The organism is Streptomyces sp. NPDC101219 (assembly GCF_044767675.1).
GTDB lineage: Bacteria > Actinomycetota > Actinomycetes > Streptomycetales > Streptomycetaceae > Streptomyces.
In genome coordinates this window covers 393270-407187 of record NZ_JBIWOK010000006.1, presented here as the reverse complement: position 1 = coordinate 407187, position 13918 = coordinate 393270, and the positions used below count along the sequence as shown (strand labels likewise).

General features: G+C 73.8%; 9 protein-coding genes. 4 read left to right on the top strand and 5 right to left on the bottom strand.

The annotated features are described in order from the left end of the window. Window positions 1-27: 27 nt before the first annotated feature. The 4 genes from ACIRPP_RS14835 to ACIRPP_RS14820 are packed head-to-tail and all read right to left on the bottom strand — an operon-like array spanning window position 28 to window position 3697. The gene (locus tag ACIRPP_RS14835) at window positions 28-681 is read right to left on the bottom strand and encodes a response regulator (RefSeq protein ID WP_403641990.1); all 654 of its coding nucleotides are present in this window, start codon (window positions 679-681) and stop codon (window positions 28-30) included. Continuing rightward, on the bottom strand, window positions 674-1945 hold the full coding sequence (locus tag ACIRPP_RS14830) for a sensor histidine kinase (RefSeq protein ID WP_403641987.1): 1272 nt from the start codon (window positions 1943-1945) through the stop codon (window positions 674-676). Before ACIRPP_RS14830 ends, ACIRPP_RS14835 begins: the two co-directional genes overlap by 8 nt. A 28-nt stretch (window positions 1946-1973) precedes the next feature. Further along, window positions 1974-2723 (bottom strand): ABC transporter permease, encoded by a 750-nt coding sequence (locus ACIRPP_RS14825; RefSeq protein ID WP_403641985.1) that lies wholly within the window; start codon window positions 2721-2723, stop codon window positions 1974-1976. Beyond that, complete coding sequence (locus ACIRPP_RS14820) at window positions 2720-3697, bottom strand: ABC transporter ATP-binding protein (protein ID WP_403641982.1); 978 nt, start codon at window positions 3695-3697, stop codon at window positions 2720-2722. The genes ACIRPP_RS14825 and ACIRPP_RS14820 overlap by 4 nt, the downstream gene beginning before the upstream one ends. Before the next feature lie 217 nt (window positions 3698-3914). Here ACIRPP_RS14820 and ACIRPP_RS14815 point away from each other — a divergent pair, with 217 nt between their 5' ends. From ACIRPP_RS14815 to ACIRPP_RS14800, 4 genes are all read left to right on the top strand, one after another. After that, a complete protein-coding gene (locus ACIRPP_RS14815; RefSeq protein WP_403641979.1) occupies window positions 3915-5756 on the top strand; it encodes an ABC transporter ATP-binding protein in 1842 nt (613 codons plus the stop codon). After that, entirely contained in the window at window positions 5753-7609 is a 1857-nt protein-coding gene (locus ACIRPP_RS14810) for an ABC transporter ATP-binding protein (protein ID WP_403641976.1), read from the top strand. The genes ACIRPP_RS14815 and ACIRPP_RS14810 overlap by 4 nt, the downstream gene beginning before the upstream one ends. Before the next feature lie 320 nt (window positions 7610-7929). Beyond that, window positions 7930-9966 (top strand): M4 family metallopeptidase, encoded by a 2037-nt coding sequence (locus ACIRPP_RS14805; protein WP_403641974.1) that lies wholly within the window; start codon window positions 7930-7932, stop codon window positions 9964-9966. Between the two features lie 73 nt (window positions 9967-10039). Then, window positions 10040-10561, top strand: coding sequence for a DUF1990 family protein (locus tag ACIRPP_RS14800; RefSeq protein WP_403641971.1), 522 nt, complete (start codon window positions 10040-10042; stop codon window positions 10559-10561). Window positions 10562-10705: 144 nt separating this feature from the next. Here the strand turns inward: ACIRPP_RS14800 and ACIRPP_RS14795 are convergent, their stop codons facing one another. Further along, window positions 10706-13324, bottom strand: a complete 2619-nt coding sequence (locus ACIRPP_RS14795; protein ID WP_403641969.1) for a glycosyltransferase family 1 protein — start codon at window positions 13322-13324, stop codon at window positions 10706-10708. Between the last annotated feature and the right edge of the window lie 594 nt (window positions 13325-13918).

Below are 13918 nucleotides of genomic sequence, written 5' to 3'. Positions count from 1 at the left end.
GGTGCCCCGGCGGGCGTGGTGCGGCCGTCAGCCGAGGATGCCCCGGTCGTAGGCCGCGGCCACGGCCGCCGCCCGGTCCCGGACGCCCAGCTTGGCGTACAGGTGGGTGAGGTGGGTCTTCACGGTCGCCTCGCTGATGAAGAGTTCGCGGGCGATCTCGCGGTTGGAGGTGCCCCGGGCGACCAGGCCGAGCACCTCCCGCTCCCGCGCGGACAGCGTCCCGCCGTCGGCCGGGCGGGGCGCGCGGACCGCGGACACCAGCCGGGAGGCGACCGCCGGGGACAGCACCGTTCGGCCCTCGGCCGCGGCCCGTACCGCCGCGAACAGCTCCTCCCGGGGCGCGTCCTTGAGCAGGTAGCCGGTGGCGCCCGCCTCGATGGCGGGGAGGGTGTCGGAGTCGGTGTCGTAGGTGGTGAGCACGAGCACCCGGGCGCGGGCGCCGCGGCGGGTCAGCTCGCGGATGGCGTCCACTCCCCCGCCGCCCGGCATGCGCAGGTCCATGAGGATCACGTCCGGGTCCAGGGCGGCGGCCCGCTCCAGCGCCTCGACGCCGTCGGCCGCCTCGCCGAGCACCCGGAATCCGGCGGCGGACGCGAACATGCCGCGCAGGCCGTCCCGGACGACGGGGTGGTCGTCGACGACGAGCAGGGAGACGGTCGGCTGTTCGGGAGCGTCAGTCATGGCGGACCAACGGTACGCGAGCCGACACCGCCGTCCCCAGCCCGGGCTCGGACTCGACGCCGAGGGTCCCGGCGATGCGTTCGGCGCGGGCCCGCATGCCGTCGAGGCCGAATCCGCCGGTGCCGGTGCGGGCGGGGCGGACGCGCGGGTCGAAGCCGCGTCCGTCGTCACGGACGTCGAGGGCGACCGTGTCGCCCATGTAGGAGAGGGTGACGCCGACCCGGGTGGCGCCCGCGTGCCGTGCGGTGTTGGCGAGGGCCTCCTGCGCGATGCGCAGCAGGGTGGCGGCCACCTCGTCGTGGAGCGGTTCGACGGTCCCGGTGGTGGTGTACCGCGCCGGGACGCCGGTGCGTTCCTCCCACTCCGTCACCGTCTTCTCCAGCGCCTGCGGCAGGTCGTCGTCGGCCAGGGCGGCGGGCGACAGGTTGTGCACGGAGCGGCGGGCCTCGCCCAGGCTGTGGCGGGCCAGGGCGGTGGCGCGGTCCAGGTGCTCGCGCGCCCGCGCGGGGTCCGCCGTGCCCGCGACCACCTGGAGCTGGGCGATGATGCCGGTCAGCCCCTGGGCGAGGGTGTCGTGGATCTCGGCGGCCAGCCGGCGCCGCTCGTCGGCGACCCCGGCCTCCCGCGCCTGAACGAGCAGTTGGGCGTGCAGGGCCGCGTTCTCGTCGAGGGCCTGCTGCAGGGCCGTGTTGGTGCGTTCGAGTTCGGCGATGGTCTCGGCCTGGGTGTGGGCGCGGGCCTCCTCCAGTCCCGCGATGTGGGAGAAGACCAGCAGCAGCGCGATGTTGACGGCCAGCACACCACCGAAGATCATCCAGCCGGTCCCGTCGCGCGGCGGGAGTCCGCCGCTCTGCGAACCGGCGACGGTGACGGCGGCGGCCAGCAGCCCGGGGACGACGAACCTCTTCGGCAGGAGCCGTCCGATGTCGAAGTAGTTGATCGCCGCCTGGAAGGCGAACAGCGGGTTCATCCAGGTCAGGGCGAAGCTGATGACCATGCGCAGCGTGAAGTAGAGCGAGCTGGTCCGCGACGGCTGAGGACGGCCGCGCGAGGCCCGCCCCCACCACAGCTGGAGCACGACGGCCGCGACGACGAGCGCGCCCGAGGCGTACCGCTCCCCCCGGGTCATGCCGAGGAGCGGGGCGGTGACCGCGGCCAGCACGGTGCCGGTGCCGAGCAGGACGTACGGTCCCCAGCGGTGGAACAGCGCCCACCGCTGCTCGAGCCGGGAGGCGGCCCGTGCGCTGTCCTCCGTGTGCGTCATCGCACCAGTGTCGGGCATGGCGGCGCGCTCATTCCCAGCGGAAGAAGCGGGCGGCGGCCACGGTCAGCAGGACCGCCCAGCCGGCCGTGACGCCGAGGTGGTCCCAGCCGGGCCAGGCCCCGCCGGCGGCGTCGCCCAGGGCCTCGGAGGCGGCGCCGAACGGGGTCCAGCCGACGATGCTCGCCAGCAGGTCCGGCATGGCCTGCACCGGCAGCCACACGCCCGCGCAGAACATCGCGGGGAACAGGGCCGCCGACCCGACCGCCGCGGCGATCTTCGTCGTCCGGGACAGCGCGCAGATCAGCGCGCCGAGGGCGAGGCAGGCGAGGGCCGCGAGCAGCAGGGCGAGGAGGTAGCCGGCGGGCTGCTCGGGCAGGGGCACGCCGAAGACGAGCCGGCCGAGGGCGAGGGCGAGCAGCGCGGAGACCAGGGCGCTGCCGCCGAACACCAGCATCTGCGCGGACAGCAGGGCGGTGGCCCGGACCGGGGTGGTGGCCATGCGCCGCAGGATGCCCTGTTCGCGGTAGCCGGTGAGGGTCTGCGGCATGCCCTGGAGGCCGGCGATGAGCACGCCGAGCAGGACGGCGACGGGGACGTACAGGTCGACCGCGCGCAGCCCGCCGAGGTCCGGGTCGGGGTCGCGGAAGGAGGGGATGGCGCCGAGGATGCCGAGCAGCAGGGCGGGGAAGAGCATGATCCAGAAGAGGTTGCCGGGCTCGCGGCGGAACAGGCGGATCTCGGTGCGCAGGACGGCGGTGTTGAAGAGGGGGGCGGTCATGCCGGGAGCTCCTCGGTCGGGCCGGACGGGACGGCGGCGCCGGACGGGGCGGCGGCGCCGGGCGTGCCGGGCGTGCCGGGCGTGCCGGTCAGGTCCAGGAAGGCGTCGTCCAGCGTGGCGTCGGTGACCCGCAGCTGGTGGGCGGTGACGCGGGCGCGGGCCAGCAGGGTGATGACGGCGTTGACGGTCGCGTCGGTGCCCGCCAGCGTGACGCGGCCGTCGCGGTGTTCGACCGAGGCCAGGCCGGGCAGTGCGGCAAGGTCGGCCTCGTCCAGCGGCGCGGACGGGGTGAAGCCGATGACGGTGGCGCCGGCCGAGCGGCGGATGAGCCCGGCCGGGGTGTCCAGGGCGACCACCCGTCCCCGGTCGATCACCGCGATCCGGTCGCAGAGCCGCTGGGCCTCCTCCATGAAGTGGGTGACCAGCAGGACGGTGACGCCGCCGGCGCGGACGTCCTCGATGAGCTGCCAGGTGTCGCGCCGGGCCCGCGGGTCGAGTCCGGTGGTCAGTTCGTCGAGGACCACCACCCGGGGGTCGCCGACCAGGGCGAGCGCAATGGACAGGCGCTGCTGCTGACCGCCCGACAGCTTGCCGTAGCGGGTCCCCAACTGTGCCGTGAGCCCGAGGCGTTCGGTCAGCGGCCGCCAGTCGGCGGGGGCGGGGTGGAAGGACGCGTAGAGTTCCAGGGCCTCCCGGACCGTCAGCTTTGCCTGCAGCGCGCTCTTCTGGAGCTGGGCGCCGAGGACCCGGGCGACCTGTTCGTGCTCGGTGACGGGGTCGAGTCCGGTCACCCGGACCCGCCCCCCGTCGGGCACCCGCAGGCCCTCCACGCATTCGACGGTGGTGGTCTTGCCGGCGCCGTTCGGGCCGAGGATGCCGAAGATCTCCCCCTCCTCGACGGTGAAGGACACCCCGTCGACCACGGGCCGGCCGCCGTACGTCTTGCGCAGATCGGTGACTTCGATGACGGACATGGCGGTCAGTCTTCCGGCGGCCCGCCCCGCGCACATCGGCCGTCCCGCTCGACCGCCATCGGCCGATCGGCTGATGGAGTGGTACGACCTCCCGCGCCCCGGCCCGCCCCTGCCCGTCCGACGGGCCGGGACCCGCAGGTCGTAGGTCTCCGGACGGAGCCGGGTCGGGCCGAAACTCGGTGGGCAGTGTCAGTATCGATCCGTAGGCTCGCTGCTGATGGCCACCACACTCCCCACCCCCGACACCCGCCCGGAGGACGGCTCCGGGCCGGACCCCGAACCCCGGTCCACCGTGCGCAGCCTCCTGCGATTGTGGCCGTACGTGCGGCCGGTAAGGGCGCGGCTGTTCACGGCCGCGTTCATCGCGGTCCTGGCGTCCTGCATCGGCCTGGTGATCCCGCTCGTCCTGAAGTGGATGGTGGACGGCCCGATCGCCGACCGGGACCCGGGGGGCGTGTGGCTCGGAGCGCTGTACCTGCTGCTGCTCGGCCTCGCGGAGGCCCTGTTGTTCGGGCTCCGGCGCTGGCTGGTGGCGCGGCCGCTGTCCGGGGTCGAGGCGGGCATGCGGGCGGACCTGTACCGGCACCTCCAGCGGCTGCCGGTGGCCTTCCACGACCGGTGGCCCTCGGGGCAGTTGCTGTCCCGGGGCACCACCGACCTGATGCTGCTGCGCATGTTCCTGGCGTTCCCGCTGACCTTCCTGCTGGTCAACAGCGTGACCATCCTCGTCGGCGTGATCATCATGCTGGTGCAGGACTGGACGCTGGGCCTGGTCGTCCTGGTGCCCGCGGTGCCGGTGATGGTGACGTGCCTGGTGTTCGAGAAGCGCTACTCGGCGGCGTCCCGGCGCGCGCAGGACCAGGTCGGCGACCTGACGACCGTCGTCGAGGAGAGCGTCCTCGGCATCCGCATCGTCAAGGGCTTCGGACGGCACCGCAGTCAGGCGCGCGCGTTCCACGAACTGGCCGGCCGGCTGCGCGGGACGGAGCTGCACAAGGCGCGGCTGCTGGCCACCATCCTGGGCATCATCGTCACCCTGCCCGAGCTGGCCATCGGGGCCGCCCTGGTCCTCGGGTGCATGCGGGTGGCCGACGGCACCCTGTCCGCGGGGACGCTGGTCGCCTTCCTGTCGACGGCGCTCGCGCTGCGCTGGCCGGTGGACTCGATCGGGTTCCTGCTGGCGATGAGCCAGGAGGCGGCGACGGCGACCACCCGCTACTTCGAGGTGATGGACGCGCCGGAGGAGGACCCGGGGCCCGGGACCGCTCTGCCGGAGGGGGCTTCGGCACCCCGCCGCGCCGACGGGCTGCGCTTCCACGAGGTCACCTTCCGCTACCCGGACGCCCCGCCGGGCTCCCCGCCCGTGCTGGACCGCGTGGACCTGCACATCCGTCCCGGCGAGTCGATGGCGCTGGTCGGCGCGACCGGCAGCGGCAAGACCACGCTCACCGCCCTGGTCCCCCGGCTCCACGAGGTCACCTCGGGCCGGATCACCCTGGACGGCGTGGACGTCACGGCGATGTCCCGCGAGGAACTGCGCGACCGGGTCGCCGTCGCCTTCGAGGAGCCCACCCTGTTCTCGGCCAGTGTCGGGGAGAACGTGCTGATGGGCGCCGGTGCCTCCGGTGCCGGAGACGGCGACCTGGAGCGGGCGCTCCAGGTGGCGCAGGCGGACTTCGTGCACGCACTGCCCGAGGGTGTGGACACCCAGGTCGGCGAGCAGGGCCTGAGCCTGTCCGGCGGCCAGCGGCAGCGGCTCGCGCTGGCCCGCGCGGTGGTGGGCCGGCCCGGCTTCCTGGTGCTGGACGACCCGCTGTCCGCCCTCGACGTGCACACGGAGGCCGCGGTGGAGACGGCCCTGCGCCGGGTGCTGGCCGACACCACGGCCCTCATCGTGGCGCACCGCCCGTCCACGGTCCTGCTGGCCGACCGCGTCGCGCTGCTCTCCGGCGGCCGGATCACCGCCGTCGGCACCCACCACGAACTGCTGCACACCCACCCGGAGTACGCCCATCTCATGGCCGGTGACCCGGCGGACGGACAGGAGGACCCGCGATGACGGCGGCCACCACCGCACCCGCCCCGGACCGGGACGGCGACGACCGCCCGCCGCGGGAGACCGGCGACCCCTTCGACCGGGACGTCCTGCCCACGCCCCCGGGCGCCACCGGGGCCCTCCTGCGCTCCCTGCTGTCCCCGCTGCGGGGCGGGGTCGCGCTCACCGCGTTCCTGCTGCTGCTCCAGCAGGCGGCGGTGCAGGCCGGCCCGTTGCTGGTGGCGTACGGGATCGACCGGGCGGTGCCGGCGTTCCGGGACGGCGGCCACGGGCCGCTGATCGCGGTGGCGGTGGGCTACCTGGTGTGCGCGGTGTCGGCGGGCGCGCTGCAGTACGGGTTCATCACCGCGTCCGCTCGGGTCAGTCAGGCGGTGCTGCTGGACCTGCGCGGGCGGATCTTCCGGCACGCGCAGGCGCTGAGCGTCGACTTCCACGAGCGGTACACCTCCGGCCGGCTCATCTCCCGCTCCACCACCGATGTGGAGGCGCTGCGGGAGCTGCTGGAGGAGGGGCTGCAGGAGCTGGTGACGGTCGTCCTGTCCTGCGTGTACATCTCGGTGCTGCTGCTCTGGCTGGACCTGGGGCTCGGCGCGGTGGCGGTGGCGTCCTTCGTGCCGCTGTACGGGCTGGTGCGGTCCTACCGGCGGCGGGCGGCGCGGGTGTACCGCAAGCGGTCGACGGCCATCGCGGCGGTCATCGTGAAGTTCGTCGAGACGATGAACGGCATCCGGCCGGTGCGCGCCTTCCGCCGGGAGGCCGCCAACGACGCCGGCTTCCGGGTACTGAACCGGCGCCACGAGCGCACCAACGGCGACGCCCTGCTGGAGATGGCCCGTTACGTGGTCGGCTCCCGGGTGATCGCCAACACGACGGTCGCGCTGGTGGTGCTGTGGGGCGCCTACCGGGTCGCGGAGGGCACGCTCGCGCTGGGCGTCCTGGCGGCGGCGGTACTCTACCTGCGGCGGCTGTACGACCCGATCGACCGGCTGGGCATGTTCCTCAACGCCTACCAGTCGGCCGCGGCGTCGCTGGAGAAGATCGCCGGGCTGCTGGCGCAGACCCCGTCCGTGCCCGAACCGGCCGCGCCCCGCGAGCTTCCGGCCCGGCGGTCGGGGCATCCCGGCCGCGACGTGGTCTTCGACGGCGTCCGGTTCGCGTACCGCACCGGCGGGGAGGTCCTCCCCCGCTTCGACCTCACCCTGCCGGCCGGGCAGACCGTCGCGGTCGTCGGCTCGACCGGCGCGGGAAAGTCGACACTGGCCAAGCTGCTCGCCCGGTTCTACGACCCCACCGACGGCCGGGTCCTGCTGGACGGCGTGGACCTGCGCGACCTGGCGGGGCCGGAACTGCGGCGCGGAGTGGTGATGGTGACGCAGGAGGCGTTCCTGTTCTCCGGCACGGTCGCCGACAACATCGCGATCGGGCGGCCGGACGCCACCCGTGAGGAGATCGAGCGGGCCGCGAAGCAGATCGGCGCGCACGACTTCATCACCGCCCTGCCCGACGGCTACGACACGGACGTCCGCAAGCGGGGCGGTCGCATCTCCGCCGGGCAGCGTCAGCTGGTGGCGTTCGCCCGGGCCCTGCTCGCGGACCCCGCCGTGCTGATCCTCGACGAGGCGACCAGCTCCCTGGACGTGCCCGGTGAGCGTGCGGTGCAGCGGGCGATGGCGACGGTGCTGACCGGCCGGACGGCGGTGGTCATCGCCCACCGGCTGTCCACGGTGGAGATCGCCGACCGGGTCCTGGTGATGGAGCACGGCCGCATCGTGGAGGACGGCCCCCCGGCCGACCTCATCGCGGGCACGGGCCGTTTCGCGGACCTGCACCGGGCCTGGCGGGACAGCCTGGCGTAGGGACGCGGGGCGGCCGGAACGCGGGGCGGTGCGGCACCGGCCGCCCGCCCCGCGCCGATTTCGCATAGCGGACACAAGCTCCCGTACAACGAACGATTTTCCGCCAAAATCTTGACGCGCTCCTGACAGAAACCGCGATCACCTGCCACTCTTCCCACGGCCCCTCCACGGCAACCCCACCGCACCGCGTCACCGCCGTGCCCGGCCACAGCTCCGCAGCGCAACTGGTTCCGCGTACCGCCCCGTTCTGCCCGGCCGGCCCACCCGCCGGCCGGTCTCCCCTGGCCGCGCGACCCGCGGCCGCGCAGAAGGAGTCAGTGTTGAGAAGCAGGTCTTCCCACAGACGCACCCCCCGCAGCACCGCCGCCGTCGCTCTCGCCGGGGTCGCCGCCCTGGTCGCGACGGCCGTCCAGGCCGGCACGGCCACCGCCGCGCCCGAGCAGGTCCCCGCCGCCGAGAGCGCGGCGAAGCCGGGCTCCGAATCGGTCCGGCTCACCCCGGCCCAGCGCGCCGAACTGATCCGCCAGGCCGACGCCACCAAGGCGGAGACCGCCCAGCAGATCGGCCTGGGCGCCAAGGAGAAGCTGGTCGTCCGTGACGTCCTGAAGGACCGCGACGGCACCGTGCACGTCCGCTACGAACGCACCTACGACGGCCTGCCCGTCCTCGGCGGCGACCTGGTCGTCCAGGGCGACAAAGCCGGCGAGGCCGACACCGTCGTCAAGGCGACCCGGGCCGCGGTGAAGCCCGCGACCACCGCCGCCGCGGTGCCCGCCGCGAAGGCGGAGCAGCAGGCGCTGTCCGCCGCGAAGGCCGAGAAGGCCAAGAGCCCCGACGTCGACCGGGCCCCCCGCAAGGTGATCTGGGCGGCCGACGGCAAGCCGGTCGTGGCGTACGAGACCGTCGTCGGCGGCCTCCAGCACGACGGCACCCCGCAGGAACTGCACGTCGTCACCGACGCCACCACCGGCGAGAAGCTGTACGAGTGGCAGGCCGTGCACAACGGCACCGGCCACACCGTCTACAGCGGCACCGTCGACCTGACGACCACCCAGTCCGGGTCCTCGTACAACCTCACCGACGGCGCGCGCGGCAACCACCGGACGTACAACCTCAACCGCGGCACGTCCGGCACCGGCACGCTGTTCTCCGGCTCCGACGACGTCTGGGGCAACGGCAACCCCTCGAACCTGGAGTCGGCCGCCGCCGACGCCCACTACGGGGCGGCACTGACCTGGGACTACTACAAGAACGTGCACGGCCGCAACGGCATCCGCGGGGACGGCGTCGGCGCCTACTCCCGGGTCCACTACGGCAACAACTACGTCAACGCCTTCTGGTCGGACAGCTGCTTCTGCATGACCTACGGCGACGGCTCCGGCAACGCCAACCCGCTCACCTCCATCGACGTGGCCGCGCACGAGATGACCCACGGCCTCACCTCGAACACCGCGGGCCTGATCTACAGCGGCGAGTCCGGCGGCCTCAACGAGGCCACCAGCGACATCTTCGGCTCGACCGTCGAGTTCTACGCCGGCAACTCCTCCGACGTCGGTGACTACCTCATCGGCGAGGAGATCGACATCAACGGCGACGGCACCCCGCTGCGCTACATGGACAAGCCGAGCAAGGACGGCAAATCCAAGGACTCGTGGTACTCCGGCATCGGCTCGATCGACGTCCACTACTCGTCGGGCGTGGCGAACCACTTCTTCTACCTGCTCGCCGAGGGCAGCGGCACCAAGACCATCAACGGGATCACCTACGACTCGCCCACCTCCGACGGCCTGCCGGTCACCGGCATCGGCCGCGGCAAGGCGGAGAAGATCTGGTTCCGCGCGCTCACCACGAAGTTCACCTCCACCACCAACTACGCGGCAGCCCGCACCGGCACCCTGGCGGCGGCCGGCGAGCTGTACGGCACCGACAGCGCCGAGTACAAGGCGGTGCAGGACGCGTGGGCCGGCGTGAACGTGGGCTCGCGTCCCGGTGACGGCGGTGGCGGCGACGGCACGTCCTTCGAGAACACCGCCGACGTGTCGATCCCGGACAACGGCGCCGCCGTGACGTCCCCGATCACCGTCACCGGACGGTCGGGCAACGCCCCGTCGAACCTCCGGGTCACGGTCGACATCGTGCACACCTGGAGCGGTGACCTGGTCGTCGACCTGGTCGCCACGGACGGCAGCGTCTACAACCTGCGCAACCGCACCGGCGGTTCCGCGGACGACATCAAGGAGACCTTCACGGTCAACGCCTCCTCCGAGGCGGCCAACGGCACCTGGAAGCTGCGGGTGCAGGACCGGGCACGCTACGACACCGGCTACGTCAACGGGTGGAAGCTCACCTTCCCGTAGACCGGGGGTACGTCCCGCGAGCGGCGCCCCCGCCGTGCTCCACGGCGGGGGCGCCGCCCTACGCTTGGGTCCCATGTCTTCGGCGGACTTCACCTACGACCACGTCGGCAAGACCCGTGAACAGGGCTTCTGCCCACCGGGCTTCCACCCCCTGCACGTCCGTACCCGGCTGGGCGAGGGCGAGGTGGTCCACCGGCAGGCCGTGGAGGCGCTGTTCACCTGGGAGATGCACCGGGCGATGGGGGTCGGGATGGACGCCGCCGCCGACCGCGCCGCACCCGGGGTGGACGTCACCGTCACCCTCGCCGGGGTCGTCAAGGCTCCGTGCCGGGTGGTGTGGACGGTCGAGGAGCACCGCAGGGCGGGCTGGGCCTACGGCACCCTGGCCGGTCACCCGGAGCGCGGTGAGGAGGCCTTCGTCGTGGACCGCACCGGCGACGGGACGGTGTGGCTGACGGTGTCGGCGTTCAGCCGCCCGGCCAGCTGGTACGCCCGGGCGGGCGGCCCGGCGACGCGCGGACTCCAGCACGCCTACGCGCGCCGCTGCGGAACCGTCCTGCGCCGCCTGGCCACCGAGGGCGTCGAGGACCAGTAGGGCCGGGCGCCCGCACCACACCGGGCACGCGGGGGCAGCCCGACAGGGCCTCGCGCCCGCACCACACCGGGCACGCGGGGGCAGCCCGACCCGGCCGAAAGACCCCGGGCCCCCGCCGCCCCCGCCGCACCGGACGGGACCGTCTCACCGCATCAGCAGGCCCGCCGCCGCGACCAGGTCGTCGGAGGGCACGGCCAGCAGGCCCATCTCGGCCCCGGACGCCAGCAGCCGGTGGGCGGGCAGGATGCGGACCGTGTAACCGAAGGGCCCGGTGCGGTCCAGGGACAGCGGCCCCTCGTACACCCAGCGGCCCTCCTGGTCGGGGGCGCCCGACGGCTTCAGCGGCACCGCGCTCGCGTCGGTGATGCGGTCCTCCTCGTCCACCCGCCCGGACACCGCCTGGACCTCCACGTCGTCCGGACCCAGGTCGCCCAGGTTCACCCGGACCCGCAGGCCCAGCGTGGTGCCCAGTTCCACGGTGGCCTGCGCGTCGGACGTCTCGACGTGGTCGACGCTCACCCCGGACCAGGCGGCCCGCACCCTGGCCTTCCACTCGGCGAGCTCGCGCGCCGCCCGCGGGTCCATCGCACGGTGCGCGGACGCGGCGGGCGCGTAGAGGCGCTCGACGTACTCCCGGACCATCCGCCCGGCCAGCACCTTCGGGCCGAGGGAGCTGAGGGTGTGGCGGACCATCTCCAGCCACCGGTCGGGCAGCCCGCTCTCGCCCCGCTCGTAGAAGCGGGGCGTCACCCGCTGCTCCAGCAGGTCGTAGAGGGCGGCGGCCTCTATGGCGTCCCGCCGGTCGGGGTCCGTGCCGGAGCCGTCCGCCGTGGGGATGGCCCAGCCGAAGTCGGGCTGGAACCACTCGTCCCACCAGCCGTCCAGCACCGAGAGGTTCAGGCAGCCGTTCAGGGCGGCCTTCATCCCGCTGGTCCCGCACGCCTCCAGCGGCCGCAGCGGGTTGTTGAGCCAGATGTCGCAGCCGGGGTACAGCTTCTGCGCCATCGCCATGCCGTAGTCGGGCAGGAACACGATCCGGTGGCGCACCCGCGGGTCGTCGGCGAACCGGACGAGCTCCTGGATGAGCCGCTTGCCGCCCTCGTCCGCCGGGTGCGCCTTGCCCGCGACGACGATCTGCACCGGCCGTTCCGGGTGCAGCAGCAGCTCCATCAGCCGGTCCTTGTCGCGCAGCATCAGCGTCAGCCGCTTGTACGACGGCACGCGCCGCGCGAAGCCGATGGTCAGCACGTCCGGGTCGAGCACGCGGTCGATCCAGCCCAGCTCTGCGGTCCCGGCGCCGCGCTGCCGCCAGGAGGCACGCAGCCGCTCGCGCACCTCCATCACCAGCAGCTCGCGCAGGGAGCGGCGCAGCTCCCAGATCTCCCGGTCGGCGATGTCCGCCACCGAGTCCCAGCGGTCGGAGTCGCCGACGGTCAGCGCCTCCTCGGCGCGCTCCACTCCGATCTTCCGGGCGCCGAGCCGGAACACCTCCGGGGCGACCCAGGTGGGGGCATGCACCCCGTTCGTCACGGAGGTGATGGGCACCTCCGCCGGGTCGAAGCCGGGCCACAGCCCGGCGAACATCTCGCGGCTGACCCGGCCGTGCAGCAGGGAGACGCCGTTGGCGCGCTGGGCCAGGCGCAGGCCCATCACGGCCATGTTGAAGAGGTTGGGTTCGCCGCCCGGGTAGGTCTCCATGCCGAGCCGCAGGATCCGCTCGACCTCGATGCCGGGCAGTTCGGCACCGGTCCCGAAGTGCCGGGCGACCAGTTCGCGGTCGAAGCGGTCGATGCCGGCCGGCACGGGCGTGTGGGTGGTGAACACCGTCCCGGCCCGGACCGCCTCCAGGGCGGCGGCGAAGTCCAGCCCGTCGGCCCGCAGTTCAGCAATGCGTTCCAGGCCGAGGAAGCCGGCGTGGCCCTCGTTGGTGTGGAAGACCTCGGGGGCGGGGTGCCCGGTGAGCCTGCAGTACGTGCGCACGGCCCTGACCCCCCCTATGCCGAGCAGCATCTCCTGCAGCAGCCGGTGCTCGCTGCCGCCGCCGTAGAGCCGGTCGGTGACGCCGCGCTCACCGAGGTCGTTCTCCTCCACGTCGGAGTCCAGCAGCAGCAGCGGGATCCTGCCGACCTGGGCCAGCCAGATCCGCGCGTGCAGCGAGCGCCCGCCGGGCAGGGCGAGGGTGACGTGGGCCGTGGTGCCGTCGGGTTCCTTCAGCGGGACCAGGGGCAGTTCGTTGGGGTCGAGGACGGGGTAGTGCTCCTGCTGCCAGCCGTCCCGGGACAGGGACTGGCGGAAGTAGCCGTGCCGGTAGAGCAGGCCGACTCCGATGAGCGGCACGCCCAGGTCGCTGGCGGCCTTGAGGTGGTCGCCGGCGAGGATGCCCAGGCCGCCCGAGTACTGCGGCAGGGCCGCGGTGATGCCGAATTCCGGGGAGAAGTAGGCGATGGCGGCGGGCAGGTCGTCGGTGCGCGACTGGTACCAGCGGTCGCCGGTGAGGTAGTCGCGCAGATCGTCGGTGACCGCCGTCAGACGGTCCAGGAAGAGCTGGTCCCCGGCCAGCTCGGCGAGCCGGGTGGGCGGCACGCTGCCCAGCAGCCGCACCGGGTCGCTGCCGGCGGCGGCCCAGCGCTCGGGGTCGACGGACCGGAACAGGTCGCGGGTCCCGTCGTGCCAGGACCAGCGCAGATTGCGGGCCAGATCGCTCAGGGGCCGGAGGGGGTCGGGGAGAACGGGTCGGACGGTGAATCGACGGATCGCCTTCACATTCCACCTCGGCGCGGTCGTGAAAGACGCGGTGTGCGTCTCGGCATCCCTGCCGACAGTACCGGCGCGGGAGGCCGCCGCGCCGGAGGCCGGGCGACCCGGATGGTGCCGTGCTCCCGGGCAAACGATTCGTCGCATGGTGGACATGGCTTATTTCGCACGTGTGGGAGTGCTTGCGAGGGTTCGTTCCACCGGTGCGGCGGCCCGGCGGCCGTGCGGACGCCCGACGGCGGCACCTGCGGCCGGTGCCGGGCGGCCGCCTCGTGCGGGCCGGGCCGGAGCGGGCCGGGCGCAAGGACAAGAAACCGGCCTTGTCGCCGCACGGCTCGGGGAGCGTCCCGCACGCCCCGGGGCGCCGCTGTCACCTCCTCCGCCCCGGTGAGCGTCACCGCCCGGCACCCACCGGGAGGACGTGGACGGCGTCCCCGCGCAGGGGCGGCACGGCAGTCCCGTGCCCCTCCGTGCGCCCGTCGGCCGCTGCTGCCGAGGTGCAGAAAGACCTGGTCAGAGGGGCGTCCGACCGGGGCGGGGGGCCGGTCCGCGGCGCAGTCCGCTCCGGGCGCCCGGCCCGTGAAGGGTGCTCCCCCGCTCGCC

Bases quoted from the DNA above. Each gene is read 5' to 3' on its own strand.
- ACIRPP_RS14835 (WP_403641990.1), bottom strand. From the start codon at position 681: ATGACTGACGCTCCCGAACAGCCGACCGTCTCCCTGCTCGTCGTCGAC.
- ACIRPP_RS14830 (WP_403641987.1), bottom strand. From the start codon at position 1,945: ATGACGCACACGGAGGACAGCGCACGGGCCGCCTCCCGGCTCGAGCAG.
- ACIRPP_RS14825 (WP_403641985.1), bottom strand. From the start codon at position 2,723: ATGACCGCCCCCCTCTTCAACACCGCCGTCCTGCGCACCGAGATCCGC.
- ACIRPP_RS14820 (WP_403641982.1), bottom strand. From the start codon at position 3,697: ATGTCCGTCATCGAAGTCACCGATCTGCGCAAGACGTACGGCGGCCGG.
- ACIRPP_RS14815 (WP_403641979.1), top strand. From the start codon at position 3,915: ATGGCCACCACACTCCCCACCCCCGACACCCGCCCGGAGGACGGCTCC.
- ACIRPP_RS14810 (WP_403641976.1), top strand. From the start codon at position 5,753: ATGACGGCGGCCACCACCGCACCCGCCCCGGACCGGGACGGCGACGAC.
- ACIRPP_RS14800 (WP_403641971.1), top strand. From the start codon at position 10,040: ATGTCTTCGGCGGACTTCACCTACGACCACGTCGGCAAGACCCGTGAA.